Below are 23,331 nucleotides of genomic sequence, written 5' to 3' on the forward strand. Positions count from 1 at the left end.
AGGAGGGGCGGCTGAGCTCCTGGGAGGCCGCACAAAAAAACAGCCGATCCGGAATACGCTGTGAAGCGTAAGACCGAATCGGCTGTAAGGGCCGGTTGAACCTAGGGGTCAGGCCTGCAGACGTTCGCCTGCAGCTGCCGGCCGGGGAACCGCGCCTTCCTTGGCGGCCGCCGCGGATTCCAGATCGCTGATCCGGATGACGAACCTCGATACTTCATGCGTCGTGAAGGATAAGCTGCGCGTACGCTCGGCCAGCTGGGCCAGATCAATGCCGATCCATCCCTTCTTGGAAGGGTGGGGCGTGAGATCGAAGGCAAGCACCGGCAGGGAAGCGGTATGGCCGCCGGCGTTTGACTGCGTTGAAGCTTCCCCGGCCGCAGGCTTGAGCTTGCGCAGGGACTTCAGCTGGAGATACAGCCTGCCGCGTGTCCAGCGGATGTCACCCGGCTCGAAGGTCACGGAGAGCGCGGGCTCCCCGCCAAGGGTCTCCAGCCGGAAGCGGAAGCGTTTGGAGTTTTTCATGTATTGGTACGCTTTTCTCTCCGGCAGCAGCATGGTAATCGCAATCGGCATGGCGCTGGCAGCATAGAGGAAGTAGATCGATTCATAGAGATACGACAATCCGAGCAGGGACAGGAACACAAGCACGGAAAGCACGAAGTACATATTCGATTTGGACATGTGGGGTTATTCCTCCAAATAGGTTCAAGCGAGAGATAGAAATCTTCCGAAACAAACGGGAACAAACATGGCTGTGGTATACACCGAAAGGGTCAGCCTGGATCAGCCCGTGGATGCAGGCAGCATTCCTATTTTATCATACGGGTCATTGGCTTTAAAGTCGAATCCAGCCGAACATCTTGTCAATTTTTTGTAAGTGGCGGGGCCATGGCCCCCTGCCTCAAGACTCATTCTTACTATATCGGACGGATGGGCCGCAGGCTTTAGCTTCGGCGGGAAGGAACCTGAAGCAAGACAGCCGGCAGATCCGGACCATTCATGCGGAGGGGAACGGGGATGCGTACGCGAATCGGAATCATAGGGCTTGGTGATATAGCCCGTAAAGTATATCTTCCGCTGCTTTCAGCTGACGGGACCGTCGAGATTGCGGGGATCGCCTCTCGGTCGGAGGCAACCGTCGAACAGCTCGGGGAGCAGTACCGTATTGCAGGCAGGTACAAGTCCGTTGGGGAGCTGCTTCAAGAGGCGCAGCCCGAAGCAGTCTTCGTTCACAGCCCGACAGGCACGCATGAGGAGATCGTCACCGCATGTCTTCAGGCCGGCGTCCACGTGTATGTGGACAAGCCCTTGTCTTACGAGCTGCCGGCATCAGAGCGCATGGCCGCATTGGCCGAAGAGCGCGGGCTGCTGCTCGGCGTAGGGTTTAACCGCCGCTTCGCTCCGCTCTACACCGCGGCCAAAGCCTGGCTTGACGAGGCCGGCGGCTTCGACCAGGCGGTCGCGGTGAAGCACCGGACGAAGCTGCAGAGCCTGAGTGCGAAGGAGACGCTCTACGACGATTTGATCCATATGCTCGACCTACTGCTATGGCTTGGAGGGGACGAGGCGGAGGCCGCCGCTTACCTTGAGCGCTCCAATGCTGCCGGGCAGCTGCTGCACTGTACGGGGACCCTGACGTTCGGTCAACGGGCCGGGCATGGGGCTATCGGGCAGTTCGGCATGGTGCGGGAGGCAGGCAGCGATCTGGAGCGCCTCGAGCTGCACGGATCTTACCGCTCTGCTGAGGTGGTCAATTTGGAGCAGGCGGTATGGATGGAGTCAGGTTCGAATCCGAAGCACCAGTCGTTCGGGACCTGGGACACGATTCTGCACCGCAGGGGCTTTACCGGCGTTGTCTCGCATTTTCTGAACACATTGTCCGACCCGCAGAGCTGTACGGTGCGTGCGGATCGGGTGCTTCGGGTCCACAGGCTCGTGGAGAAACTGCATCCCTAGCCATACCAGGCGGGCGGTGCGGGAGCCGGGGCAATCCGGGAGGATTTCATCATGAGATGACCAGGGAGGCGGTGCGGATGGAGATGCATTCTTTATTCGAACGGGTGTTTACGAAGTTGTCTTCGGGCGCAGCGCTGCTGACCGGGGACGGGAAGTTCGTTCGTGCGAACAGGGCCTTCTGCGCTCTGGTGGGCTATTCTGAAGACGAGCTTCGAGACCGCAGCGAGGCGGAGCTAACCGCCCGTGAGGATACGGCAGAAGGCTGTAAGCCGGGAGGCGGGAACCAGTGTAGTCTGGTACAGCCTTTTGCCGGCGAAAAGCGGTATGTCCACCGTCTTGGATATGAGATCTGCCTTGACGTGCACTTCACCTTGTTGGCGGAAGCTTCGGAAAGCTCTGAAGCCGTATATCTGCTGGAAGCCTGTGAGGCGAAGGCACCGGCGGGATCCGCCTCCCCTCCTGCAAGCGCCTCTGAACTTTACCACCTGATCTCCGGCTATTCGAGGGACATCATTGCTTACGGGGCGAACGGCATCCTGGAGTATGTATCTCCCGCTTCCCTGCACAGGCTGCTGGGGTATGAGTCTGAGGAGATCCTCGGACTCCATGCTTCGGAGCTGGTCCATCCCGACGATTACCGGCGGCTGCGTGATGAACAATTAAGGGAATCCGCTCTCGTGACCTGCCGGCTCCGTCACAAGAAGGGCCGGTATGTGCCCTTCGAGGTGGCCGTCAAACGAATGCATGCCGGCATGGACGGACTGCATAAAGATGTCTACATCGGACGGGATATCACCGAGTCCGAGCGGGTTCAGCGGGCGCTGCGTACCAGTGAACGCCGCCTGGCCCAGACGCAGGAGATGGCACGGATCGGCGGCTGGGAAGGGGACCTCGCCGCAGGAGAAGTTTGCTTGTCCCCGGAGCTGCTCCGTATATTGGATCAGCCGGCTTCTTACCGTCCCAGTTTTCGGGCTCTGCTGAGACTGCTTCATAGGGAGGACCGCTCTCATGCGGCCGCTTTCCTTCGCAAGACACGGAGAGGGGAAGCCCTCTACTTTGAAGGACGGCTCTTGAACCCCGACGGATCGGTAAAGTATATCCGGGTTCAAGGTACGGCCACGGCGGGGGAGGAAGGCTGTCCGCCCCGGCTGCAGGGTACCGTGCAGGATGTCTCCGGGCAGAAGCTCATGCTGCAGATGCTCGAAGAGAGTGTGGACCGGTACATTTCCCTGAAGCATTATAATCTGGATGGTATCGTGTCCATTAATGTAAGCGGTATTATAACGGCTGCCAACCCGGCGGCCGAGCGGATCACCGGTTATTCGACCCTGGAGCTGATCGGGATGCACTTCAACGACCTGCTGCACGAGAGCGAGCGTGAAAGGGCCCAGTCGGTATTTCACCGCATCATGAATTCGGAGACGCTGGCGGCCAATGAGATCCGTGCCCTGCACCGTACGGGCAGGATCCTTCATCTGCTTGTGACCCCTGCGCCGATCTTCGTAAACCGCAAGCAGGTGGGCTGCTACATCCTGGCCAAGGATATTACCGAGCAGAAGCGCAAGGACGAGCTGCTGCTCAAATCCGAGAAGCTGTCCATTGCCGGCCAGCTGGCGGCGGGCGTGGCTCATGAAATCCGAAACCCGCTCACCGCCCTTAAGGGCTTCGTTCAGCTGATGAGCCGCGGCAGCAGCAGCGCCTCGCTCTATCTCGGTATCATGGCGGAAGAGCTCGAGCGGATTGAGAGCATTATCAGCGAACTGCTCATGCTGGCCAAACCGCAGGCCCTGGAGATGAAGAACTGCGACCTAGGAACGCTGGTCCAGGAGGTGGCTCTGCTGCTGGGCACGCAGGCGTCGCTGCAGAACATCGTGATCGACCTAAGGCGTCCCGCCGGTACGGGAATCCGGATTTGCTGCAACGCGAATCAGATCAAACAGGTATTTATCAACCTGCTCAAGAATGCGATGGAAGCCATGCCCCTGGGCGGAGTGATCCGGGTAGAGGTGGAGGAGCCGGGTGAACCCTCCGGTTTTCCCTTGGTCCGGATTATCGACCAGGGCGGCGGCATCGCGGAAGAGCAGCTTCGGGTCGTCGGCGAACCGTTCTATTCCACGAAGGAAGCGGGGACAGGGCTTGGACTCATGGTCAGCCACAAAATCGTCGAGCATCACGGAGGAAGAATCTGCATTACCAGTGAGATGGGAGTAGGCACTTCCATTGAAGTAATGCTTCCGGCTGCGGGGACGTAAGCGGATTGTGCACAGGGGCAACCTGCCCTTTTTGGGGTATACTGAGAAGAGGAGACCTTGAGGTATGGGAGGGAAGACACAATGAACAGCGAAGAGAAGGGCGGAGCCGCGTACCGCGTACCGCCGGGCCAGACGGTGACGGAGGGGTTCCCGGTGCTCCACTACGGGAATGTTCCTTACTATAACGACATGGGGCGTTGGAATCTGCGGATCTTCGGTCTTGTCGAAGAGGAAGTGACCTTCGGCTACCACGAATTTCTGGCGCTGCCCCAGCGTGAATTCCGCAACGACATTCACTGCGTGACCACCTGGTCCAAGCTGGACAACGTCTGGGAAGGTGTACCGGTTTCCGCGCTGATGGAGCGGGTGAGGCTGAAGCCGGAAGCCCAGTATGTTATGCTGCACGCGGAAGAAGGCTGGACCACGAACCTGCCGCTCGAGGATTTCGCGAGGGACACGTCGTTCCTTGCCCTTCGCCACAACGGGGAGCGGCTGACACCGGAGCACGGCTATCCCGTGCGTGCCGTCGTGCCTCATCTGTACTTCTGGAAGAGCGCCAAGTGGCTCCGCGGCATCGAGTTTATGGCGAAGGACAAGCCGGGCTTCTGGGAGGTTAACGGATATCATATGTACGGGAATCCGTGGCTCGAACAGAGGTACGATTTTGATTAAAGTGGAATCGCCGCTTTGTATCATGCAGCGGCAAAGAGAAGACTTGGATCAACCTGGATGCTGTTGAGATGATCCGGAGAATTGGCCCCGGCAATTAAGTTTCCCTGCATGCCGAGGGAGAACGAGAAAACCCCACCGATGGCGGGGTTCTTCTCGTTCTGTTGGTTCCATGAACAACGGTTTCGGCGGCTTAGTTGTTAACGGGCAGGATCGTTCAATTAATTCTACAGAATGCCGCGGGGATTGAGTATTTTAAAATCACAATCCACAGAGTCGTGGCGATGACAATCGGAAGCAAACAAACGAAGGGACGCTTGTTCAAGGGTGTTTGTGACGAAGCAGCAGTTAGTGCGGAGCGGATCCGCCCTTATTGTATTGTTAGATTCTTGACACGGGGAACATATTATTCTCTAAAGTCTTCGGCCAAAATCAAAAACGCGCCTGAACCATGGCGGTTTTGCGCGTTTTGTCGGGACGAATACGGTGTCAGGACGGAATATTCATAGCGGTCTGAATATTTTCCAGATCGAGCTGAATTTGCTCTGGAATATGGTAGGGATGGTATAGCCCCTGCTGCATCATGTAGTTTGTTATCATTTCATGGGAGACTATAGCTTCGTCGAGCTGTTTCATTAAAATTTGCTTGATTTCGGGGGTGGCACATTCGGTTACGGCCATGGCGTAGTTTCTGACTCCGCTCTTGGCGTTCATCAATAAATCCATTGCGATCACTTCGTCGGTCAGCGTATGAAGCCCTGTCAAGTGTTCTAATAGGGTGTTCATGTTTTTATCTCCTTTAGGTTAGGGTCACTTTAGACAGCACTCCACCAAGCTCCTGAAGCTGCTGCTGTGATAATTGCACGTCTTGCTGCAAAATTTGCCTGAGCTCCGGGTCGGTTACCAGAGCTTGCATGGTTTTGGATTTGGTCATGCAAACGGTCTTGAACGCAGCCATTTCATGGACCTCCAGCAGCTCATGCAAAGCGTAATTGGAATTCATTCGGATTATCCTCCCATATATCTATCCAGATTCAAGGCTTTAAGACGACTTTGATGCAATTGTCCGTTTTCGTATCGAATACTTCATAGCCACGCTTAGCCTCACTGAGTGGAATGACGTGTGTAACAATGTCTCCAGGGTCCACTTTGCCCGACGTAACCAACTCATACATATACGGCATGTAGTGAATGACCGGGGCTTGTCCGGAACGGATATTCACGTTGCGCTGCATGATGTCACCGAACGGGAATCCGTTATAGCGTCCGCCGTATACCCCAGTGACTTGGATGGTCCCGCCTTTGCGGACAGCCTGAGACGCAATGACAAATGCGCTCATGGTGCCGCCTTGCAGTTTCAAACCGCTGGCTAGAAATTCGAGATCGCTCATCTTGCCGTCCATTCCTACCGCATCAATCACGACATCGGCGCCGCCTTTGGTCATTTCCTTAAGAGTGTTGCCGATATTCTTATCCTGTTCGAAGTTTACGATTTCCACGTTATTTGTTCGCTTCGCATGTTGTAAGCGATAATCGACATAGTCAACGGCGATGACCCGCTTGGCTCCCTTCAGCCAGCAGAATTTCTGGGCCAGAAGTCCGACCGGACCGCAGCCGAGCACGATGACCGTATCTCCATTCTTGACGCCGGCGTTATCTACGCTCCAGAATGCCGTCGTCATGGCATCGGCGATCAAGGCTAGCTTTTCGTCCGGCTGCTCGCAGCTTTCTGGAATCTTGAAGTGGGTGAAATTAGCAAACGGAACACGTAAATACTCTGCTTGCCCGCCAGCGTATCCGCCGGTCGTTCCGGTGTAGCCGAAATATGCTCCCATATCCCCGTGTTCGTTTGAATTGTCGCATTGGCTTTCCAGCTGATTCTTACAATAAAAGCAGTCTCCACATGCGATGTTGAAAGGGATGATCACCCGGTCGCCTTTCTTTACCTTGGTCACTCCAGGGCCTACTTCTTCTACGATCCCCATCGGTTCATGCCCGATAACATAGTTCTCCTGAAGGTTAGGGATCATCCCGTGGATCAGGTGAAGGTCCGAACCGCAAATGGCGGAACTGGTGATTCTTACGATCATATCGTCCGGTTTCTCTATCTTCGGATCCGGCACCTCTTTGACCACGACATTTTTAATCCCTTGATACGTTACCGCCTTCATGCTTTATGTCCTCCAATATGTTCATCTGGGGTCCGATCAAACATCCCTTTACGCGACGTATCATCCGGGAACAAATTCATCTGCCCGATCATCACCGTATTTTTCGCTGAAAGCTGGTCGAGTTGGTACTGTTCGTTAAGCTCGTAAGGATGGAACCATTTTTTGCGAATCATAAGCTCCGTGATTTCTTGGTGCATTGCAATCCCCTGCATAAGATGATTGCGCAGCAGCGCTCTTACATCGGGAGAAGCCGTTTCCGTCAGGGCGATGGACAAATTTCGCACACCCTCCTTGGCACGAATAAGGAAGTCCATTGCAAATGTCATATCTGCCATCTCCGGCATATTTAACGAATTAATCGGGTCTAAATAATCGGTGTTCATTGGCGCTCCCCTTTAATGAGTGATAGGTGTCGGGCTATTCGGAACAGGTGCTTGGAATGGAGCTCTTGCGTAGATGGCCTGAAGCTCGGCGATCTGTTGCGTCGATAGAATGACGTCCTTCTGCATTAACGCTTTCAGCTCTTGGTCAAAGACCAAGCCTTGCATAAGTTTTGACTTAGCGAGGCAGAGCGTTTTGAAGTTTAGCGCTTCATGCAGTTCCATCGATTCGTGTGGCGCTAGCGTTGGCGTATTCATTGAGAAATAATTCCCTCCTTTTTTCATCAACGTTAGATTCTCCAACTCCTCGGGTCTTATACTAAAATGGATTGCCGGCCATGTCAGGGCCGGTATTCCCATGCAGTCGCAGGAATATAAACAGAATCTCAACCGCATACTTATTTCTGTTTAAGTTATCTTTGCTCAAGGAAGGAGGACATCACCTTGCCAAATGAAAACAAAATTGATCTAGCCACCGAAGATGCAAGAAAACCGGCAGAAGGTGCACTGCACTCGAGCGGCAATACGCTGGAGCAGCATGCATCTAACGCGGTTTCTGAGGCGCAAACGGCTTTAAATCAGGCGATAAGCTCGATAAGTGAATCTAACGCGGCAACAAATTCACAAGCTTTAGAGACGGCCCGTCAGCAATTGACCCAAGCAGAGGAGTTTTTAGATCAAGCGCAAACTTCAGCAAACGCATTACGTCTGCCGGACCAACAATAAAACGGCAGCTTTGGGACCAGCACAGCGAATCATGACAAGCGAGAGGGAGGTCCTTAAGGGTCCTCCCTCTTTCTTTTGCTTCCTAGGAGGGCATAGCCCCACATTTAGGAACGTGTCGTCCTGGCTGCGTTCTTTTGTTTTGCCGTTTCCACTCGTGTCATGGTTCCAAAGTAGATCACGCAGAACACTCGAGTTATCAGGAATGTGAGGAAAATCATAGCCCACGACCAAAACCAGTTCCAACGAATATACCGAATCAGATCGGTATATTGTACGAGCAGCAACTCAACTATCGTCAGTACAGTAGTGAATAACACGTAATAGCTGAATTGAATCCAGCCACTCCGATGGCTCGGATAATACGAGTTAAACACCGCGCATGTCATCGGATAGGCCATATACTCGTAGGTGAAGCTCGTCCGGCTGACGTCGGCAAGCTCCCTTACGGGATAGGCGAGAAGTTTGAGTTCGACCACGGCATGACCGAAAATACACGTAATATACTGTTTGAACAAAAAAGCGACCACCGCCAATCGACGTTTCTGCCGCGGGATGATAAGAATCAATAACAAGGAAAGGATCCACACTGAAACGATAATGCTGTATTGCAGCAGCAAACTCATCGCTCATTCGCTTCCTTCCTGAAAACTTTGCGGTCCCTAAAGAACCAACCCGCTAGGCCGCGGACGGACAGAAAAATAATCAAGTACACCATCGCCATCAGACTCCAGTGAAAATGTACATAATCCACCAAGTCGGTATTTGCGGCTAGCAACCCGTCAATTAAGGTGAGCAGTGAAATCCAGGCGGCAAAGTAAAAACACTTTGTTAACTTATTCGCACGAGGTCTATAGATGTAATACAGACCGCTCGCAACAGGTGTCCACAACACTTTGAACGTGATATTCAAATCCGAAGCTTTGGGGAACTCACGTAACGGGTAGGCCACCAAATCAAATTTCACGAGCAGCACTTCTACTACCCATCCAACAGCCTGACACACAAGAAAGCAAAGCACAAATTCATGAGCTTTTGCTCTTGGAACAAGAAAATAGATGGTGGTGATACACACAAACCAGACTAGCAGCAATAAATTTCGTTCCATGTCCATAACTTGTACAAGGAAGGAGGCTCCTATGTATATAAGTGTACTTCTTTTTATCCATGCTCTTGTGGGCGGTGATGCTTAGGCAAAAACACAACGCCGTTTACTCGTTGTCCGTCATAGACACGAACTTGCGGGGGTGTCATAAAAATATTTTATTATCCGGGCACTTGAACCACATTCAGTCTCATATAAATAGGTGAAAGCAGTTCGAACCTGTTGAGGAGGATGTAATACAAGTGATGTTACCGAGTGAAAAGTATTTCGGTAAGTTAGAGGCGGTTTTTTTATTTTACGGAGCCATGCCTACAGGCGTTGCTGTTTCTGAAACCGGGCGTATTTTCATTTGCTTTCCGAAATGGGGAGATGAGGTTGAATTTACGGTGGCGGAAATCGTTCGCGGTACATTACAGCCTTATCCTAGTTTAGACGCTAATGTGGTAAGCCCATCGAATATCACAACGTCCTTTATTAGTGTCCAAAGTGTCGTTGCTGATGGAAAGGGAACGCTTTGGGTACTGGATACGGGGGCTCCTAATTTCTCAGAACCCATTAAAGGTGGGGCGAAGTTAGTCGCTGTAGATTTAAATTCAAATACCATAAGAAGCGTATTTACATTTACAGAGGATGTTGTCCTGCCAACCACTTATCTGAATGATGTCCGATTTGATTTTCGTGTTGGTAAAGCAGGTTATGCTTATATAACGGATTCGTCTTCCCGAGGGCCAGGAGCCATTATTGTCGTTGATTTAGAAACGGGTTATTCTTGGAGACGGTTAAACGGGGCAAATTCAACCTCGCCCGATCTCTTTCTCTTACCGAAAGTTGAAGGTAAAATCCTGATGAATCGAAACAAAGACGGTTCCACTTCACCCTTTAGATTGGCATCCGATGGTATAGCGATTTCCCCGGACGGCAAGATGTTGTATTTTTGTCCTCTCTCCAGTCGTCATCTGTACTCGATTTCAACGGAAGCCCTTAGAGACCGAACGATACCGGATATGAATTTACAGTATCACGTGAAGTATTGGGGAGAAAAAGGTGCTTCAGATGGAATGATCACCGATGCCAAAGGAAACGTTTACGCTGGAGACTATGAAAACAATAGTATTCGAAAGATATTGCCAAATGGAATAATGGAAACCATCGCACATGATCCGAGAATTTTATGGCCGGATACTTTTTCGATTGGTCCAGATCAATACTTATATTTCATCGTGAACCAGTTACATCGGCAGGCAAGATTTCATTATGGAAATGACCTGCGGCAGAAGCCTTATAGTTTACTCCGTATGAAAATAGACGAACCACCTGCTCCTACCTTTTAGTAAATATCACTTTAATTTACAAAGTTGATTTTGAATACAGATATATGGTGATGCGCCGTGGCATACAGTTAGTAATGGTTACTTTACATCACGTATGGTGGTCCCTGGCAGGAGAAGAGGTACGATTTTGATTAGAGAGATCATGAGGGGAGAATGCGCCCCTCTCTTTTTATGTAAGCAAATATTAAAGCTCGCCGATCATTAAGAGTAACCCGATAATGATAAAATACAGGCTTCTATTCTTCTTATGAGTTTTGTAGTCTTAGCGGGCTCTTCTATTTTGTATCCAAATTTATAATTGATAAAGTAGGAAGTAGCTAATATTGATAATTAAGGATATAAATCATGTCAGTTACTCATAAACGGTTGCTTTGCATCACGTATGGTGATCCCTTCTAGAGTAGCGATAAGACGTTTTGACTAGCTCATAACCTGTGATATTCTTAAGAAGATCCGGCGAAGAGGCCCCACTGATGGTGGGGCCTTTTCTCGTTCTGATTGGTTCCATAAACAACGATTTCGCGCTTTGTCGTTAAGCTACCCTGAAAATAACTCATAGCTATAGCCTAAAAAGGCAGCACGAAACTAGGCGCAGCTGCTTCAATTTTTTAAAAGCTGCGTCTTCCTCCAAGTAATGATGTTATTGTAAGAACTAGGATACTTCGGTAGTGGCCAAAGTTACAGAGTACCCTAAGTTTTCTAACTTTCGAACCGTCTGTCTGACGATGGCGTCTTGCTTGCGCTTCTCAAAGTAATCAGAGCCTAAATCCTTGTAATCTTCCTGCCGGGTTATCAGATGATACGCGGGTGATCATGATGGAATGAGCAACAGCAACAGCTGCCCGATGTCCGCCTTTACGGGCTGCAATGCGTCGATACTGAGCACCGAGGTAGTTGTTCGATCCTCGAATGGAATGGGAAGCTTCAATGAGGGCAGAGCGGAGGTATTTGTTGCCTTTTCGTGTTTTGGAGGGTTTGCGCTTACCTGCACTCTCATTGTGTCCTGGCACAAGGCCGATCCGTGAGCAGAGGTGTGGTGCACTTGGGAAACGGGAGGCGATATCGGTGCCGATTTCAGCCAGGATTTGTTCAGCGGTCCGTCTGGCGCCCCCCGGAATGGTATCCAGGCGATCCAGATCTTGCTGAAAAGAGTCAAGCCGTTTGGCTACCTCCATATCCAGTTCGGTAATCTGATCGCTTAAGAAGTCGATATGCGTGAGCATGCTTTTGAGGATGAGGCGCTGGTGTGCAGTCATGTTACCTTGCAGCGCAAGTTCCAGTTCTTCTTTCTTTTTCTTCATGCTTCGGCGAGCGAAGCCTGCCAGCTTTTCCGGATCCGTCTCACCGTTCACCATCGCTTCCAGCATGTCCCGGCTGGAGACGCCCATAATGTCAGAAACGACAGAAGCCAGCTTGATGTTGGCCCCTTCGAGAACCTTCTGAATCCTATTGTGCTCGCGGGCACGCTCCTGGATTAGGCTTGGACGGTATCGAACCAGCTCACGCATTTCGCGTTGGTTCCGGTCAGGAATAAAGCTTGCTTTTAGTAGGCCGTGACGTAATAGATTTACAATCCACTCGGCGTCTTTCACATCCGTCTTGCGCCCGGGAACGGCCTTCATGTGCTGCGCATTGACAACCAGAAATTCAATGTTCTCGGCTTCAAGCAAGTTGACGATGGGCTTCCAAAATACACCGGTGCTCTCCATGGCCACGTGGGTGCAGCGGTGCTCCTTGATCCAATCAATAAGTTCGAGAAGATAGATCGTATGGGTACGGAATGTCTTAATCTCCTTTCCTTCGGGAGTAACGATGCAGGCTGTGATGGACTTCTTATGAGCATCCAACCCGCAAGCTCGCTCAATAAGAACTTCCATGATACTCACCTTTCTTCGGCAGATTGAATTGAGGACTGGCGCAACAACCAAAAAGGGTTAGTCTACCCTGCGTGCTTCCCAATGTGGTGCACCGTGGTCGTCGGAGTCAGACTAACGGTTGGGTTCGCAACACCATAGCTTATCGACCTTCCTCACCAGCCGTAAGAATAGTATAAGGCAGGAAGTATAAATTTTCATGATTCTGTGGTGCCGCGTTGCGCGGCATGGATGGCTAAAGGGCAGGATAGTTCCAATATGTGGAATTATAAGACAACTAATCAGTAGGAATATAATGTAATATGACGGTTCTTTACTGATCGTTCTCAATATGTTATATTACTTGAGGGAGGGAGATGGGAATGGCGAGAAGCAAGGAGTTTGAAGAGAACGAGGTCTTGGATAAGGCGATGAGGCTCTTTTGGGAGCAGGGGTACGAGAAAACGTCCATGACCGAGTTGGTTGAGCATATGGGCATTCATCGAAGAAGCTTGTATGATACTTTTGGCGATAAGCACAATCTGTTCCTAAAAGCGATGGACCGGTTTGACGACAAAATCAGCGCCGCGCTTGCTGGAGGGGTTAAACGTTCCAAGACTGCATCGGAGGCATTACAGTTTATTTTTAGTTTTATGACCGACGGGGATGAGGACTCGCCAGCCGGGTGCTTAATGGTGAATTCGGCCGTAGAATTGGCGGCGCGCGACGCCGAGGTGGACAACAAGTCCACGAAATCATTCACGACAGCAGAGCAATTGCTCAAGGAGATTATTCTTTGGGGACAGCGTGAAGGTGAATTCACCTCCACATACAATGCTGAGGAATTGGCGGAATACCTGCATAATGTATGGATAGGGTTAAGGGTAATGGCAAGAACCTCGGCTTCCAAAGAAAAGCTTCACCGCATTACTCATATTTCGATGAAACTTTTGGAAGAATGAGTGTAGTCAGTTCAGATGCAAAAAGTCACCCTTATGCTAATCCATGCTCTTTCAGATCAATTTATTTTATACCTATTTTAGAATGAACATTCCCAAAAAGAAACGCCGAAAAAAGCTCTAAAGCTTTGCTTTACAATGAAGTTTATCAGCGCAGTAAAAATAACAAACAACACAGCACACAAAAACAACAGGATAAGGCACACAGTTTTTTTTGCAATATTGAGAATGATCGTTCCCGATAAGGGGCGAATATCGAGCAATAACTCGCTTACCGTATACTACAGATCAAAACGCAGACCGAATAGCTTCAAAAACAATTTCATAAACAAAATACAATAAAAGGAGCACATGAACATGAATATTTCACAACAAGTTGCATTTGTCACTGGCGCGAACCGAGGTTTTGGTCGCCATCTCGCCCTTGAACTTCTATCCAGAGGAGCTAAGGTGTATGCCGGAGCCAGAAATCCGCAGTCCATTGACATTCCCGGTGCAATTCCTGTAAAGCTTGATATTACGAACCCTCAAGAGGTAGCGGCAGCTGCTATGGCCGCTCAAGATGTTACGCTTCTGATCAACAACGCAGGCTCGGCTACAGGAGCTACTTTGCTTGATGGTGATCTCGATCAAATACAGTTGGAGTTTAATACGCACTTCTTTGGCACATTATCCATGATTCGCAATTTCGCACCAATTCTTATTAAGAATGGTGGAGGATCCATACTGAATATCCTTTCCGCATTATCATGGTTCAGTATTGGCGGGAGTGAAGGCGCTTATTCAGCTGCAAAGGCAGCTGCGTGGGCAATGACGAACGAGTTGCGCTTAAATCTGTATCCTCAAAATGTGAGAGTAGCTGGCTTGCATGTGGGCTTTATGGATACAGACATGACATCAGGCGTTGAAGCTCCGAAGTCCAACCCTGCTGATATTGCAAAAGTTGCAATTGATGGAATAGAGTCCGATAGTTTTGAAATTCTTGCTGATGAACCGAGCCGTCAACTCCAGCGTGATCTCGCTGGCGGTGTAGCTGCTATTTACCCACAGCTTAAATGATGAACAAAACTGTGATAATTACCGGAGCGTCGGGCGGAATTGGAAAAGAGCTGGCGGATCGTTTCGCCAAAGACGGATATGACTTGGTACTAGTCGCACGCAGCGAGGACAAGCTCGTGGAACTCGCGAGGGAATATCGGGAAAAGTACCGGGTCCAAACGACATACATCGCCAAAAATGTTGCGTTACCTGGCGTGGCAGAGGAAATCTACAGGGAGCTTAAAGAAAAAGGGATCACCGTCGACTTTCTTGTTAATAATGCGGGCTTCGGCTTGTACGGTGAATTCTTGGAGACACAGCTAGAGCAAGAGATGAATATGATCGACATTAATATCAAGGCTCTGACTGTAATGACGAAGGTGTTCTTACCGGATATGGTCAAAAGGCAACAAGGTGGCGTGCTGAATGTCGCTTCGTTGGTGGCTTTTTTTCCTGGACCACTGATGGCAGTTTATTACGCGACAAAAGCGTACGTACTATCGTTCACTGAGGCTTTGGGGAATGAGCTGCGCGGCACAGGCGTGACTGTGTCCGCACTCTGTCCAGGAGCGACAGCGACTGGCTTTGTCGATCGTGCTGGGCTAGCCACCTCAAAGCTGTTTAGAAGCGGCGTCATGGAGGTGGGGCAGGTGGCCGACATAGGATATCGCGAATTCATGCGGGGCAAGAATTTAATCATAACAGGGGGGCGCAACAAATTCATGGCGTTCTTGCCGAGGTTGCTGCCTCGTAAGCTCATGACAAATGCGGTCAGATCCGCACAGGCTAAAGTGGAGCGATAATTGAAAAAACATTGGAGTTAATAAAATAAACTAAACTCAAAAAGGGGTTATTAAGAATGGAAAAACTGTGGAGCAAAACGAAAATTGGCAATCTGGAATTACCCCATCGGTTAGCGATGGCACCAATGACACGTAGTAGAGCGCAAGAGGATGGTACGCCGGGAGAGTTAACTTCACATTATTATGCACAAAGAGCATCGATGGGTTTAATTATTAGTGAAGGCACACAACCTTCTGATGATGGACAAGGTTACTTAAGGTCACCGGGCATCTATACGGAAAAACATATTGAAGGTTGGAAAAAGGTTACGGACTCGGTACATAATGCAGGTGGATTTATTTTTATCCAATTAATGCATGTCGGTCGTGTTTCGCACCCCGACAATACACCACATCATCGTCAACCCGTTGCACCATCTGCGATCGAACCCGGTGTAGAAATGTTTACGGCAAAAGGGATGCAGGAAATACCCGTTCCAAGAGAATTAAGTGAAGAGGATATCCAGACGACAATTGCAGACTTCCGGAAAGCAGCAGCGGCAGCAATTAAAGCAGGTGCTGACGGCGTTGAAATTCACGGAGCCAATGGTTATCTGATTAATCAATTTTTTGGGAAGAATTCTAATACACGATCGGATAAATACGGTGGATCGATAGAGAACCGTGCTCGCTTTGCAATTGAAGTAACGAAAGCAATCGTTGAAGAAATTGGAGCAGAACGAACAGGTTTCCGTATTTCGCCGGGAACACCTCTAAACGGAATTGATGAGGGCGAACACGGCCCTGAAGTTTATCTTCACCTTGTTAAAGAATTAGCTCAATATAATTTAGCTTACCTCCATGTTATGCATTTAGGGAACGAAACACTGCTCCGTGAAATTCGCAACATCTGGCCAAATCCTTTATTAGTCAATAGAGCTGGACGGTCTCTAGATGATCTTAGTGTAGATATTGATAATGGCCTTGCTGATATGGCGCCAGTCGGGGTATGGTCATTAGCTAATCCAGACTTAGTTGAACGTCTTAAAGAAGGCTTTCCCTTGAATGAAGCAGATCGTAATACATTGTACTCTGGCAACGGAAGTGAGGGTTACACAGATTATCCTACGATGAAAGAACTTCAATCTCAACAACAGTAAAGCACAACATGGATATTGCTATATGATGGAGTACAAGTTAAAGTACGCCATCAATTTTTCCAAAATACGAATGTGGAATTAAGATAAATGAGAAAAGGAGAAGATGAAGAATTGAAAGCTGCACAAATGAAAAAATATTCAAAACAAATCCAATTAGAAATAAACAATATAAAAATACCGGAAATCAATAACCATGAGGTTCTTATCAAAGTAAAAGCTGCAGGTGTAAATCCCTTAGACATTCTTATCTTAAATGGGAGTATTCGCATGATTGCCGATTATGACTTCCCTTTAACTTTAGGAAACGAACTATCCGGCGTTATTGAGGCTGTTGGAAAAGATGTTGTGAAATTCAAGGTTGGAGATCCCGTTTATACGAGGCTGCCAATGAATAGAATCGGAGCTTTTGCTGAGTACGCGGCAGTCCATGAGGATGCGATTTCCATTATGCCTAAAAACCTTTCTTTTATTGAAGCCGCCGCGGTACCCCTCACGGCTTTGACTGCATATCAAGCCTTGCATGATGTACTTCATGTTCAGCCCGATAAAAAGCTATTTATTCCTGGAGGAACCGGCGGTTTTGGTACGATGGCAATCCCGATTGCCAAATCGATGGGGTTATATGTGATTACGAGCGGCAGTGAAAGAGGTAGATCACGTACTCTGTCCATCGGCGCTGATCAATTCATTAACTATAAAGAGGAAAATTATTTTAATTTGCTATCTAATATCGATTATGTTATCGATACTTTGGGGATAAAAGAAATTAAAACGGAACTTGCTATTCTCAAACCACATGGGAAATTGGTTTCATTGAAGGCTTTACCCAATTACCGCTTTGCTGCTGAAAATAACTTTCCAATATGGAAAAAGCTATTATTTGGTTTAGTAGGTGCTCGTTTAGATCGATTAGCAGCTAAACAGAATAAAGAATATCGCTTCTTATTCGTGTCCGCCAATGGCAGGCAATTACAAGAACTGACGAAACTAGTTGAGGATGAAGATATTAAGCCGGCTATAGATTCAGTTTATAATTTTGATGACATTAACAAGGCTTTAATTAAAGTTTCTACTGGTCACTCCGAAGGAAAAGTGATTGTAACCTTTTAAGGAGAGGATATATGAATTTTGGAAATAGCTCTAAGGGGGCCTTTGCATAACACCGCATTCACGCTTCGTAGCATTTGGCTGATTACGCTAACGGGTAACGATAGCTACAACGAGGAAGGAGCTGCCGGCACGGATCGGCAGTCTCATTACGTTAACGGGTCGGATAGTTTTAATATGTGGTATTATGAGAATGAAGGTTATCCAGGGAAGGAATGATGATCTTGATAATACTTCTTAAAATAATCGGAGTTGCAATCGTTGGTTTTGCCCCTGTGTATGAGTTTTACAGAAGACGTTTATGGAAAAGCCAAATACTTTTGATACCATGTGACCATGATGACGAAGCTGCCGCAGGATTGGCAGCTTCGTTACGTTAAGGGGAGAATTCTGGAACAGTAACTTATTTTTACTGAACTCGTATATACGAATGCACCTAATTTACGGCAGTAAAACTGAGGGGATTTGTATGAGTAAAATGATGAAACGATGGTTAGTTGTGTCCCTTAGGATTGGTCTAGCTATTATAGCAATTATGCTTTTGGATGGTTTAAAGAGCTTAGAACAAAAGCATTATGCCGAAATTAGGGAAGTTATCACTAAGAAAGGGGGTATAGTAGTGAAAATTGAAAATTACACCCCCAAGGAGACCCCTTTTCTTAATGACTATAATAAGAGCAATGTAATATATAAAATTACATATTCACATAAAAACAAAACACTCACCGCCTGGTATAGAGGAGTTAATGTAGTAAATAATATCCACGCTAAAAACCCAACCGATCTAGAAGGCGGACATGGTGAGAAGTGGATTTTCAATGAGTGATTGAACTATCGGGGAACGATAGCTCAATAACCAGTGAGCATGTTGAAATGGAAGGCATGGTGTAATGTGAAGAAAACAGTTTTAGTTAATGTCAGTTACTATGTTGAAATCGACGAAAGTGAAAACGAACTTCCTCAAGAAGTCAAAGCGAAATTATGTGAGAATAGGAAATTAGAGATTGATGACAAAAAAGTCTGCCTCAAATGGAACCAATCTTCTTTCCAGGTTTTGAATTCGGAAATCATGAATTGTGGTAGGTGTGTGAATTGCGGATGCTGGGTAACGGATAGAGAAAAAGATGATGCGATTTTTGGATTAGACGATGGAGCAGTTTATGAAAATAGATTGCTTTGTGATGAATGCCTACCATGCGACCATAAGTGGGCTTTTGATTGAACTATCTGGGAACAACATAGCACAACTTCTAGGGAGCAGATCGCCGCGCGGCAGCGGCTCCCTTCTTCATAAATTCAAAACTTTAGGTGATATTCAATGGCAATATCCGAGCGTAGTGAAACTAAGACAATTTTTACTTCATTGGATGACCTTCAATTTAAAGTTGAAGTTGAAAGCTTTCTTGATGCCAGCGAGATGAACGAAGAAGGCTACTATGACTATTATTACAGTGGGTACTTCATCTCGATAAAAGTCGATGACAAAGAAGTCATCGACGGGACAAAGTACGACGACGACGAACATATTATCTTAAATAAGAACCTTAATGAATTAACAATACAGAGCAAGACAATAAAAAAACTGTTAAAGAATTTATTTTCAGTAAAACGCTTTGAATATTATGCCAAAGACTATACATATGCCTGGTGTATGGACAATGAAGAACTTTTATGGAGAGGTACAAGGGTGGGAAATGTTCGCCTGTATGATATTAAAAATACTCTTAGATACCAAGGAGAACTAAACGAATGGGGGGAATTTCACGGTAAAGGTAAATTGTTTGCCAAAGATGGTTCACTTGTATGAGGGACATTTTATGAACGATTCTTTCCTTGGATAGCTGATTCAACTATCGGGAGATGTAAGTGAAATGAATATACGAAGGCTGCCGGCTGGCTAAAACCGCTGCCTTCGGGATTGGAGGGGTGATTTCTGAGAATTTTGGAGGTAACTTCAGAAGGCTTTAGCTTTATTGATAATAACGGTAAGGAATCATCGGTGGATTTTAAGGAATGTAATGAAAACTGGGTCAGCTACAACAAACGAAAGAACAATTGGTCGGATGTAGAAGCCCAGGAGTTTCGCGTTCAAAGCAAGTGTGTCGGTCAACGTGACATCTGTGCAAAGCCTTGCTGCTTTACATTTTTCACCAAGCCCTTCACCAAGATTGAATTCACCAGTTTAAATGCTGAACGCAAGTTCAGGGATTTTCAGACAAAAATAATTGAGGTAGGTTGGACCACATTTGATTTGAGTTAATTGAACTATCTGGGAACGTTAGTTCAAAGCCATCCAGGAGCAGTTTGCCACCGCGGCAGCTGCTCCTTCTGCATTGTGTGTTAAGATATGGATTAATGAGGTGATTTACAAGAGGTGAAGTTCTTGTCCACGTTTGAAATTGGGAGATTTATTATTTATTTCTTACTGGTAATGCTGGTTCTAACAGCAAGAAGCTTTTTTCATGGGCTAATAGACCTTATATTAAGCAAGGGCAAAAATAAGGTTTTAATTTACTTTGATAAGAAATTAATGATTTTTAAAGTTATACTTGCAACTGTCGTTAGTGTATTGGTTACCCTGTTCGGGTTAAATCTATAAAAACTTTCTGACATTACGCTATCTGGAGACGTTAGTTGAATAAGACATATGGTGAAGCACCGCGGCATACAGTTAATGGTTACTTTTCATCACGTATGGTGACCCGTGGCTCGAACAGAGGTACGATTTTGATTAAGACGAAACGAAAAGGGGGGCATCAATAATGTCCCCTTATTCATTTGCACACCCTGTTACAAATATGGTATCGCCTGGGAGACATTTTGCTGCGCTGCAACAGTAAAAAAGGAGCTGCCGATTTTCTCAGCAACTCCTACAGCAGGCTATAATCTTATTACTTGTAAGTATCCGTAGCCCAAACAGGATACCAGCCTTTATTCGGATCTTTCGTGTTATAAAGCACCAAATTTCCGTCATCTTGAACTATGAGCTGATCGCCTTTAAGGTTGGCTGGAGGATTTCCTTGATAATGGATATTGGCGTAGGCTTGATTATCCGACTGCCAGATATAGAGACTTCCCCAACGAGACGAGACTTTACCATCCGGAGAAATTTCCAGCCCTTGATGTAAACTACCTGTCCTACCTACCCACAATGTTTTACGCTCGACAGTATCATATAATTCTACATTTTCTACTACAAACATAAGTAAGTATCTTCCATTACTCGACTTTAAATATTCGTTTCGCCATAAGAATTCACCTTCTCTGAGTACATTTTCACCGTGCTTCGCAAAACTAGAAGTACTAAAAGAAAATAACATACATAGAACTGCAAATGAGACTACCAACTTTTTCATAGTTTACCTCCGTTTTTAGATGCTTTATGTGACAATTTAAAGTATACAATCCTATAATAAGGAATGGAAACATAAAACGGTAAATTAATAATAATTTAACTAAAGTAATAAGATAAAATGGTAGGGCTAGTTCAGAATTCAGACACATATGGTGAAGTGCCGCGGCAACAATTCATAATGGTTACTTTTTCATCTCACTGGGACCGTGGCTCGAACAGAGGTACGATTTTGACTAGGCGTATTACTGCACACGTCCCATTCGATCACCACGAAGAATCGCTTACGTGCGGTGCTCTTCATGGTTTTTTTATTTTAAGCAGACGGACAGATAATTGTAGTAAAATAAGGTAAATAACCCGGAGAGTGGGTTTCAAAGAGAGGAATTGACTCACTGAATTAAAGCATAGCTTAGCTTATCAATAAGTTAACGGTGATGGCAGTTGATGAACATGCATGGCTTCATATCGATCGTGAAGAAGGAGGGTGGCGAGGGCGAATGGCTCTGGGAAGCGAAAAACCCAAAATACTCGGCGACTTTTTGAAATCCCGCCGGGAACGGATTAAACCGGAGCATGTCGACATAGTCGGCCGCTTCGGAAGAAGGAGAACGCCAGGACTGCGCAGGGAGGAAGTAGCTCATCTTGCGGGAGTCAGCATCACCTGGTATACCTGGCTGGAACAAGGCAGAGTCACCACGACCTCCAGGGAAGTGCTCGAAAGTATCGGAAGAGCCCTGCAGTTGTCTCCGGAGGAGCAGCTTCATTTGCTCCGCTTGGCAAACTACGGCGGGGAAGAGGAATCCCGCCCGCAAGCTGAGGAAATGAACCCCGTGCTTCAGAGCATTATCGACCAACTGCACTATCCGGCCATTATCGCCAACGAGCGAACCGAAGTGCTGGCGTTCAATCGGCTGGCTTCCGAGATTATTGTGAACTTCCATGCGGTTCCCGCTGCCAAGCGCGTGATGACCCGGCTGGTCTTTATGGACCCCAGCCTGCGGAAGCGGCTGGCCAATTGGAAAGAGTTTGCCGATTATACGCTGGGGGTATTTCGCTCGAATTTTGACCAAAAAGTCGGCGATCCTTGGTTCGAGCGGTTCGCAAGGGAGATGTGTCAGGAAAGCGAAGAGTTTCTGACCCAATGGCGTATGTACGATGTTCAGCGGAAGAAAGCCATACTTTATACGTTGGACCACCCCAGCGCAGGCCGGTTATGTTTTGAATTGATCTCCTTTTCTCATCTGAACGGGAATCCCAACGTCCACTGCTGTATATTCACTCCCATCCCAGGCACCGATACAGAGAGGAAGTTAGCCGCTATCGGTCAATAAGCCTGTTAGTCCGAATACCTGTATAACGGCAAACAGGATGCCTCCTTGGCTGATGAATATAATGAACTCATTACCGAGTTCATGAAGTTCAAGGAGGAAACGAAGATGAGAGCGATGATGATCGATCGACCGGGAGGGCCTGCGAATTTGCAGCTGAGGGAGAAGCCGGATCTGCAGCCGGCTCCCGGTATGCTTACCATTGACGTGGCATATGCCGGAGTAGGTTATTTTGAAGTGCTGCTGAGCCGAGGTGCATTCAGTTCCGTCTTTCCGATGCCGCTTACTCCGGGCTTGGAAGTGTCGGGGTATGTGCGTGCCATCGGGGAAGGCGTAGAGGGATTCCACGTGGGGCAGCCCGTTGCTTCGATGACGCTGCATGACCTTAACGGCTTTGCGTCCATGGCGAATGTGCGCCCGGATTTGACGGTTCCTCTTGATGGATTGGGAGCCGACCTGGACTTAGCGACAGCGGCAGCCTCCATTGTCAATCTCACCACCGCTTATCTGGCCATCAAAGAAGTCTATAGAATGAGAACGGGTGACACTGTGCTCGTTCATGCGGCGGCCGGCGGGCTCGGCAGCTTTCTGGGGCAAATGGCCAAACGTCTGGGAGCCGGCACGGTACTCGGAACCGTCGGAAGCGCCGGGAAAACGAAGCTGGCCGAATCCCTCGGATACGACGAACTCTTTGTCCGAACTGATTTTGTAGAGCAAACCCTTCGGGCAACCGGCCAAAAGGGCGTTCATGCCGTGTTTGACCCCGTTGGAGGCCAGCTGCGCAAACAAAGCTTAGAGGTTCTTCGTCCGTTGGGGAGGCTGGTGGTAGTAGGAAACGCGAGTGGAGAAGAAGATATTCCACATTCGTTTAATCAAATCTGGTTTTCCAATCATCAGTTCGCAGGCTTTACCTTGGGCGGATACAGTGACAGCAATCCGGTGGAGACCGGAACAGCGGCGCGGGAAGCGTTAGGGATGCTGGCACGCAAAGAAATCCATGCGGAGATTCAAGGCGTGTACCCCTTGGAGAATGCGGCAGAAGCACTTTCTCTCTTGGAAGAGAGGAACACGGTAGGAAAGCTGGTTTTGAAAATCTAAGAGAGCTTAGTCCATTAGAAACGGGGAGTTGGCCGCTGTAAGTTGACAGGGGCTGCTCCCTGTT

Annotated in this window: 25 protein-coding genes and 1 pseudogene; 16 read left to right on the forward strand and 10 right to left on the reverse strand. The window is 48.1% G+C overall.

The features are described from left to right. Positions 1-108 precede the first annotated feature (108 nt). A complete protein-coding gene (locus ACP26L_RS03915; protein WP_426451245.1) occupies positions 109-681 on the reverse strand; it encodes a hypothetical protein in 573 nt (190 codons plus the stop codon). A 336-nt stretch (positions 682-1,017) separates the two neighbouring features. Here ACP26L_RS03915 and ACP26L_RS03920 point away from each other — a divergent pair, with 336 nt between their 5' ends. From ACP26L_RS03920 to ACP26L_RS03930, 3 genes are all read left to right on the forward strand, one after another. Then, positions 1,018-1,956, forward strand: a complete 939-nt coding sequence (locus ACP26L_RS03920) for a Gfo/Idh/MocA family protein (protein WP_426451247.1) — start codon at positions 1,018-1,020, stop codon at positions 1,954-1,956. Positions 1,957-2,033: 77 nt separating this feature from the next. Continuing rightward, the gene (locus ACP26L_RS03925) at positions 2,034-4,208 is read left to right on the forward strand and encodes a PAS domain S-box protein (RefSeq protein ID WP_426451249.1); all 2,175 of its coding nucleotides are present in this window, start codon (positions 2,034-2,036) and stop codon (positions 4,206-4,208) included. An 81-nt stretch (positions 4,209-4,289) separates the two neighbouring features. Continuing rightward, entirely contained in the window at positions 4,290-4,880 is a 591-nt protein-coding gene (locus tag ACP26L_RS03930; protein ID WP_426451251.1) for a sulfite oxidase-like oxidoreductase, read from the forward strand. A 486-nt stretch (positions 4,881-5,366) separates the two neighbouring features. On the opposite strand, the gene ACP26L_RS03935 is transcribed toward ACP26L_RS03930, so the two are convergent. Genes ACP26L_RS03935 through ACP26L_RS03955 form a run of 5 tightly spaced genes read right to left on the reverse strand, consistent with a single transcriptional unit; the run spans position 5,367 to position 7,686 of the window. Next, on the reverse strand, positions 5,367-5,663 hold the full coding sequence (locus ACP26L_RS03935) for a spore coat protein (RefSeq protein WP_426451253.1): 297 nt from the start codon (positions 5,661-5,663) through the stop codon (positions 5,367-5,369). 13 nt (positions 5,664-5,676) lie between these two features. After that, positions 5,677-5,880: a hypothetical protein gene (locus ACP26L_RS03940; RefSeq protein WP_426451255.1), complete on the reverse strand. Its 204-nt coding sequence runs from the start codon at positions 5,878-5,880 to the stop codon at positions 5,677-5,679. Between the two features lie 31 nt (positions 5,881-5,911). Beyond that, positions 5,912-7,048, reverse strand: coding sequence for a zinc-dependent alcohol dehydrogenase (locus tag ACP26L_RS03945; RefSeq protein WP_426451257.1), 1,137 nt, complete (start codon positions 7,046-7,048; stop codon positions 5,912-5,914). After that, on the reverse strand, positions 7,045-7,431 hold the full coding sequence (locus ACP26L_RS03950) for a spore coat protein (RefSeq protein WP_426451259.1): 387 nt from the start codon (positions 7,429-7,431) through the stop codon (positions 7,045-7,047). The genes ACP26L_RS03945 and ACP26L_RS03950 overlap by 4 nt, the downstream gene beginning before the upstream one ends. A 12-nt stretch (positions 7,432-7,443) precedes the next feature. Next, positions 7,444-7,686 carry a spore gernimation protein GerQ gene (locus ACP26L_RS03955; RefSeq protein WP_127462735.1) on the reverse strand — a complete coding sequence of 81 codons (243 nt, stop codon included), beginning with the start codon at positions 7,684-7,686 and terminating at the stop codon, positions 7,444-7,446. Positions 7,687-7,872: 186 nt separating this feature from the next. On the opposite strand from ACP26L_RS03955, the gene ACP26L_RS03960 reads away from it, so the two are divergent. Continuing rightward, positions 7,873-8,154 (forward strand): hypothetical protein, encoded by a 282-nt coding sequence (locus ACP26L_RS03960; protein ID WP_426451261.1) that lies wholly within the window; start codon positions 7,873-7,875, stop codon positions 8,152-8,154. A gap of 104 nt (positions 8,155-8,258) precedes the next feature. On the opposite strand, the gene ACP26L_RS03965 is transcribed toward ACP26L_RS03960, so the two are convergent. Then, positions 8,259-8,777: a CBO0543 family protein gene (locus ACP26L_RS03965; protein ID WP_426451263.1), complete on the reverse strand. Its 519-nt coding sequence runs from the start codon at positions 8,775-8,777 to the stop codon at positions 8,259-8,261. After that, positions 8,774-9,259 carry a CBO0543 family protein gene (locus ACP26L_RS03970; protein WP_426451265.1) on the reverse strand — a complete coding sequence of 162 codons (486 nt, stop codon included), beginning with the start codon at positions 9,257-9,259 and terminating at the stop codon, positions 8,774-8,776. Before ACP26L_RS03970 ends, ACP26L_RS03965 begins: the two co-directional genes overlap by 4 nt. A 233-nt stretch (positions 9,260-9,492) precedes the next feature. Between ACP26L_RS03970 and ACP26L_RS03975 the strand changes: the two genes are divergently transcribed. Continuing rightward, positions 9,493-10,587: an L-dopachrome tautomerase-related protein gene (locus ACP26L_RS03975; protein ID WP_426454806.1), complete on the forward strand. Its 1,095-nt coding sequence runs from the start codon at positions 9,493-9,495 to the stop codon at positions 10,585-10,587. A gap of 652 nt (positions 10,588-11,239) precedes the next feature. Here ACP26L_RS03975 and ACP26L_RS03980 read toward each other — a convergent pair. Further along, positions 11,240-12,464: pseudogene (locus ACP26L_RS03980) on the reverse strand (IS110 family transposase). 359 nt (positions 12,465-12,823) lie between these two features. Between ACP26L_RS03980 and ACP26L_RS03985 the strand changes: the two are divergent. From ACP26L_RS03985 to ACP26L_RS04025, 9 genes are all read left to right on the forward strand, one after another. Next, a complete protein-coding gene (locus tag ACP26L_RS03985) occupies positions 12,824-13,402 on the forward strand; it encodes a TetR/AcrR family transcriptional regulator (protein WP_426451267.1) in 579 nt (192 codons plus the stop codon). Between the two features lie 354 nt (positions 13,403-13,756). Then, the gene (locus tag ACP26L_RS03990) at positions 13,757-14,458 is read left to right on the forward strand and encodes an SDR family oxidoreductase (protein WP_426451269.1); all 702 of its coding nucleotides are present in this window, start codon (positions 13,757-13,759) and stop codon (positions 14,456-14,458) included. After that, positions 14,455-15,240 (forward strand): SDR family NAD(P)-dependent oxidoreductase, encoded by a 786-nt coding sequence (locus ACP26L_RS03995; protein WP_426451271.1) that lies wholly within the window; start codon positions 14,455-14,457, stop codon positions 15,238-15,240. The genes ACP26L_RS03990 and ACP26L_RS03995 overlap by 4 nt, the downstream gene beginning before the upstream one ends. Before the next feature lie 56 nt (positions 15,241-15,296). Next, on the forward strand, positions 15,297-16,379 hold the full coding sequence (locus ACP26L_RS04000) for an alkene reductase (RefSeq protein WP_426451273.1): 1,083 nt from the start codon (positions 15,297-15,299) through the stop codon (positions 16,377-16,379). An 87-nt stretch (positions 16,380-16,466) separates the two neighbouring features. Continuing rightward, a complete protein-coding gene (locus tag ACP26L_RS04005; RefSeq protein WP_426451275.1) occupies positions 16,467-17,489 on the forward strand; it encodes an NADP-dependent oxidoreductase in 1,023 nt (340 codons plus the stop codon). A 466-nt stretch (positions 17,490-17,955) separates the two neighbouring features. Next, complete coding sequence (locus ACP26L_RS04010) at positions 17,956-18,312, forward strand: hypothetical protein (protein ID WP_426451277.1); 357 nt, start codon at positions 17,956-17,958, stop codon at positions 18,310-18,312. Between the two features lie 66 nt (positions 18,313-18,378). Continuing rightward, the gene (locus ACP26L_RS04015) at positions 18,379-18,708 is read left to right on the forward strand and encodes a hypothetical protein (RefSeq protein ID WP_426451278.1); all 330 of its coding nucleotides are present in this window, start codon (positions 18,379-18,381) and stop codon (positions 18,706-18,708) included. Between the two features lie 96 nt (positions 18,709-18,804). Further along, a complete protein-coding gene (locus tag ACP26L_RS04020; protein WP_426451280.1) occupies positions 18,805-19,293 on the forward strand; it encodes a hypothetical protein in 489 nt (162 codons plus the stop codon). 135 nt (positions 19,294-19,428) lie between these two features. Then, a complete protein-coding gene (locus ACP26L_RS04025) occupies positions 19,429-19,746 on the forward strand; it encodes a hypothetical protein (RefSeq protein ID WP_426451281.1) in 318 nt (105 codons plus the stop codon). 631 nt (positions 19,747-20,377) lie between these two features. Here ACP26L_RS04025 and ACP26L_RS04030 read toward each other — a convergent pair. Next, positions 20,378-20,842, reverse strand: a complete 465-nt coding sequence (locus tag ACP26L_RS04030; RefSeq protein WP_426451283.1) for a hypothetical protein — start codon at positions 20,840-20,842, stop codon at positions 20,378-20,380. Between the two features lie 433 nt (positions 20,843-21,275). On the opposite strand from ACP26L_RS04030, the gene ACP26L_RS04035 reads away from it, so the two are divergent. After that, positions 21,276-22,172: a helix-turn-helix transcriptional regulator gene (locus ACP26L_RS04035; protein WP_426451285.1), complete on the forward strand. Its 897-nt coding sequence runs from the start codon at positions 21,276-21,278 to the stop codon at positions 22,170-22,172. A gap of 105 nt (positions 22,173-22,277) precedes the next feature. Beyond that, entirely contained in the window at positions 22,278-23,267 is a 990-nt protein-coding gene (locus tag ACP26L_RS04040; RefSeq protein ID WP_426454807.1) for a quinone oxidoreductase family protein, read from the forward strand. The last annotated feature ends 64 nt before the right edge of the window (positions 23,268-23,331 follow it).

The sequence above is a fragment of the Paenibacillus sp. S-38 genome (assembly GCF_049942825.1).
Taxonomy (GTDB): Bacteria; Bacillota; Bacilli; order Paenibacillales; family NBRC-103111; genus Paenibacillus_G.

Excerpts from the sequence above, each read along its gene's own strand:
- ACP26L_RS04010 (WP_426451277.1), top strand. The coding sequence starts at position 17,956 with ATGAGTAAAATGATGAAACGATGGTTAGTTGTGTCCCTTAGGATTGGT.
- ACP26L_RS03990 (WP_426451269.1), top strand. The coding sequence starts at position 13,757 with ATGAATATTTCACAACAAGTTGCATTTGTCACTGGCGCGAACCGAGGT.
- ACP26L_RS03935 (WP_426451253.1), bottom strand. The coding sequence starts at position 5,663 with ATGAACACCCTATTAGAACACTTGACAGGGCTTCATACGCTGACCGAC.
- ACP26L_RS03970 (WP_426451265.1), bottom strand. The coding sequence starts at position 9,259 with ATGGAACGAAATTTATTGCTGCTAGTCTGGTTTGTGTGTATCACCACC.
- ACP26L_RS03945 (WP_426451257.1), bottom strand. The coding sequence starts at position 7,048 with ATGAAGGCGGTAACGTATCAAGGGATTAAAAATGTCGTGGTCAAAGAG.
- ACP26L_RS03940 (WP_426451255.1), bottom strand. The coding sequence starts at position 5,880 with ATGAATTCCAATTACGCTTTGCATGAGCTGCTGGAGGTCCATGAAATG.
- ACP26L_RS04035 (WP_426451285.1), top strand. The coding sequence starts at position 21,276 with ATGGCAGTTGATGAACATGCATGGCTTCATATCGATCGTGAAGAAGGA.
- ACP26L_RS04000 (WP_426451273.1), top strand. The coding sequence starts at position 15,297 with ATGGAAAAACTGTGGAGCAAAACGAAAATTGGCAATCTGGAATTACCC.
- ACP26L_RS04040 (WP_426454807.1), top strand. The coding sequence starts at position 22,278 with ATGAGAGCGATGATGATCGATCGACCGGGAGGGCCTGCGAATTTGCAG.
- ACP26L_RS03995 (WP_426451271.1), top strand. The coding sequence starts at position 14,455 with ATGATGAACAAAACTGTGATAATTACCGGAGCGTCGGGCGGAATTGGA.
- ACP26L_RS04030 (WP_426451283.1), bottom strand. The coding sequence starts at position 20,842 with ATGAAAAAGTTGGTAGTCTCATTTGCAGTTCTATGTATGTTATTTTCT.
- ACP26L_RS03920 (WP_426451247.1), top strand. The coding sequence starts at position 1,018 with ATGCGTACGCGAATCGGAATCATAGGGCTTGGTGATATAGCCCGTAAA.
- ACP26L_RS03915 (WP_426451245.1), bottom strand. The coding sequence starts at position 681 with ATGTCCAAATCGAATATGTACTTCGTGCTTTCCGTGCTTGTGTTCCTG.
- ACP26L_RS04005 (WP_426451275.1), top strand. The coding sequence starts at position 16,467 with ATGAGAAAAGGAGAAGATGAAGAATTGAAAGCTGCACAAATGAAAAAA.
- ACP26L_RS04020 (WP_426451280.1), top strand. The coding sequence starts at position 18,805 with ATGGCAATATCCGAGCGTAGTGAAACTAAGACAATTTTTACTTCATTG.
- ACP26L_RS03925 (WP_426451249.1), top strand. The coding sequence starts at position 2,034 with ATGGAGATGCATTCTTTATTCGAACGGGTGTTTACGAAGTTGTCTTCG.
- ACP26L_RS03985 (WP_426451267.1), top strand. The coding sequence starts at position 12,824 with ATGGCGAGAAGCAAGGAGTTTGAAGAGAACGAGGTCTTGGATAAGGCG.
- ACP26L_RS03965 (WP_426451263.1), bottom strand. The coding sequence starts at position 8,777 with ATGAGTTTGCTGCTGCAATACAGCATTATCGTTTCAGTGTGGATCCTT.
- ACP26L_RS03930 (WP_426451251.1), top strand. The coding sequence starts at position 4,290 with ATGAACAGCGAAGAGAAGGGCGGAGCCGCGTACCGCGTACCGCCGGGC.
- ACP26L_RS03950 (WP_426451259.1), bottom strand. The coding sequence starts at position 7,431 with ATGAACACCGATTATTTAGACCCGATTAATTCGTTAAATATGCCGGAG.
- ACP26L_RS03955 (WP_127462735.1), bottom strand. The coding sequence starts at position 7,686 with ATGAATACGCCAACGCTAGCGCCACACGAATCGATGGAACTGCATGAA.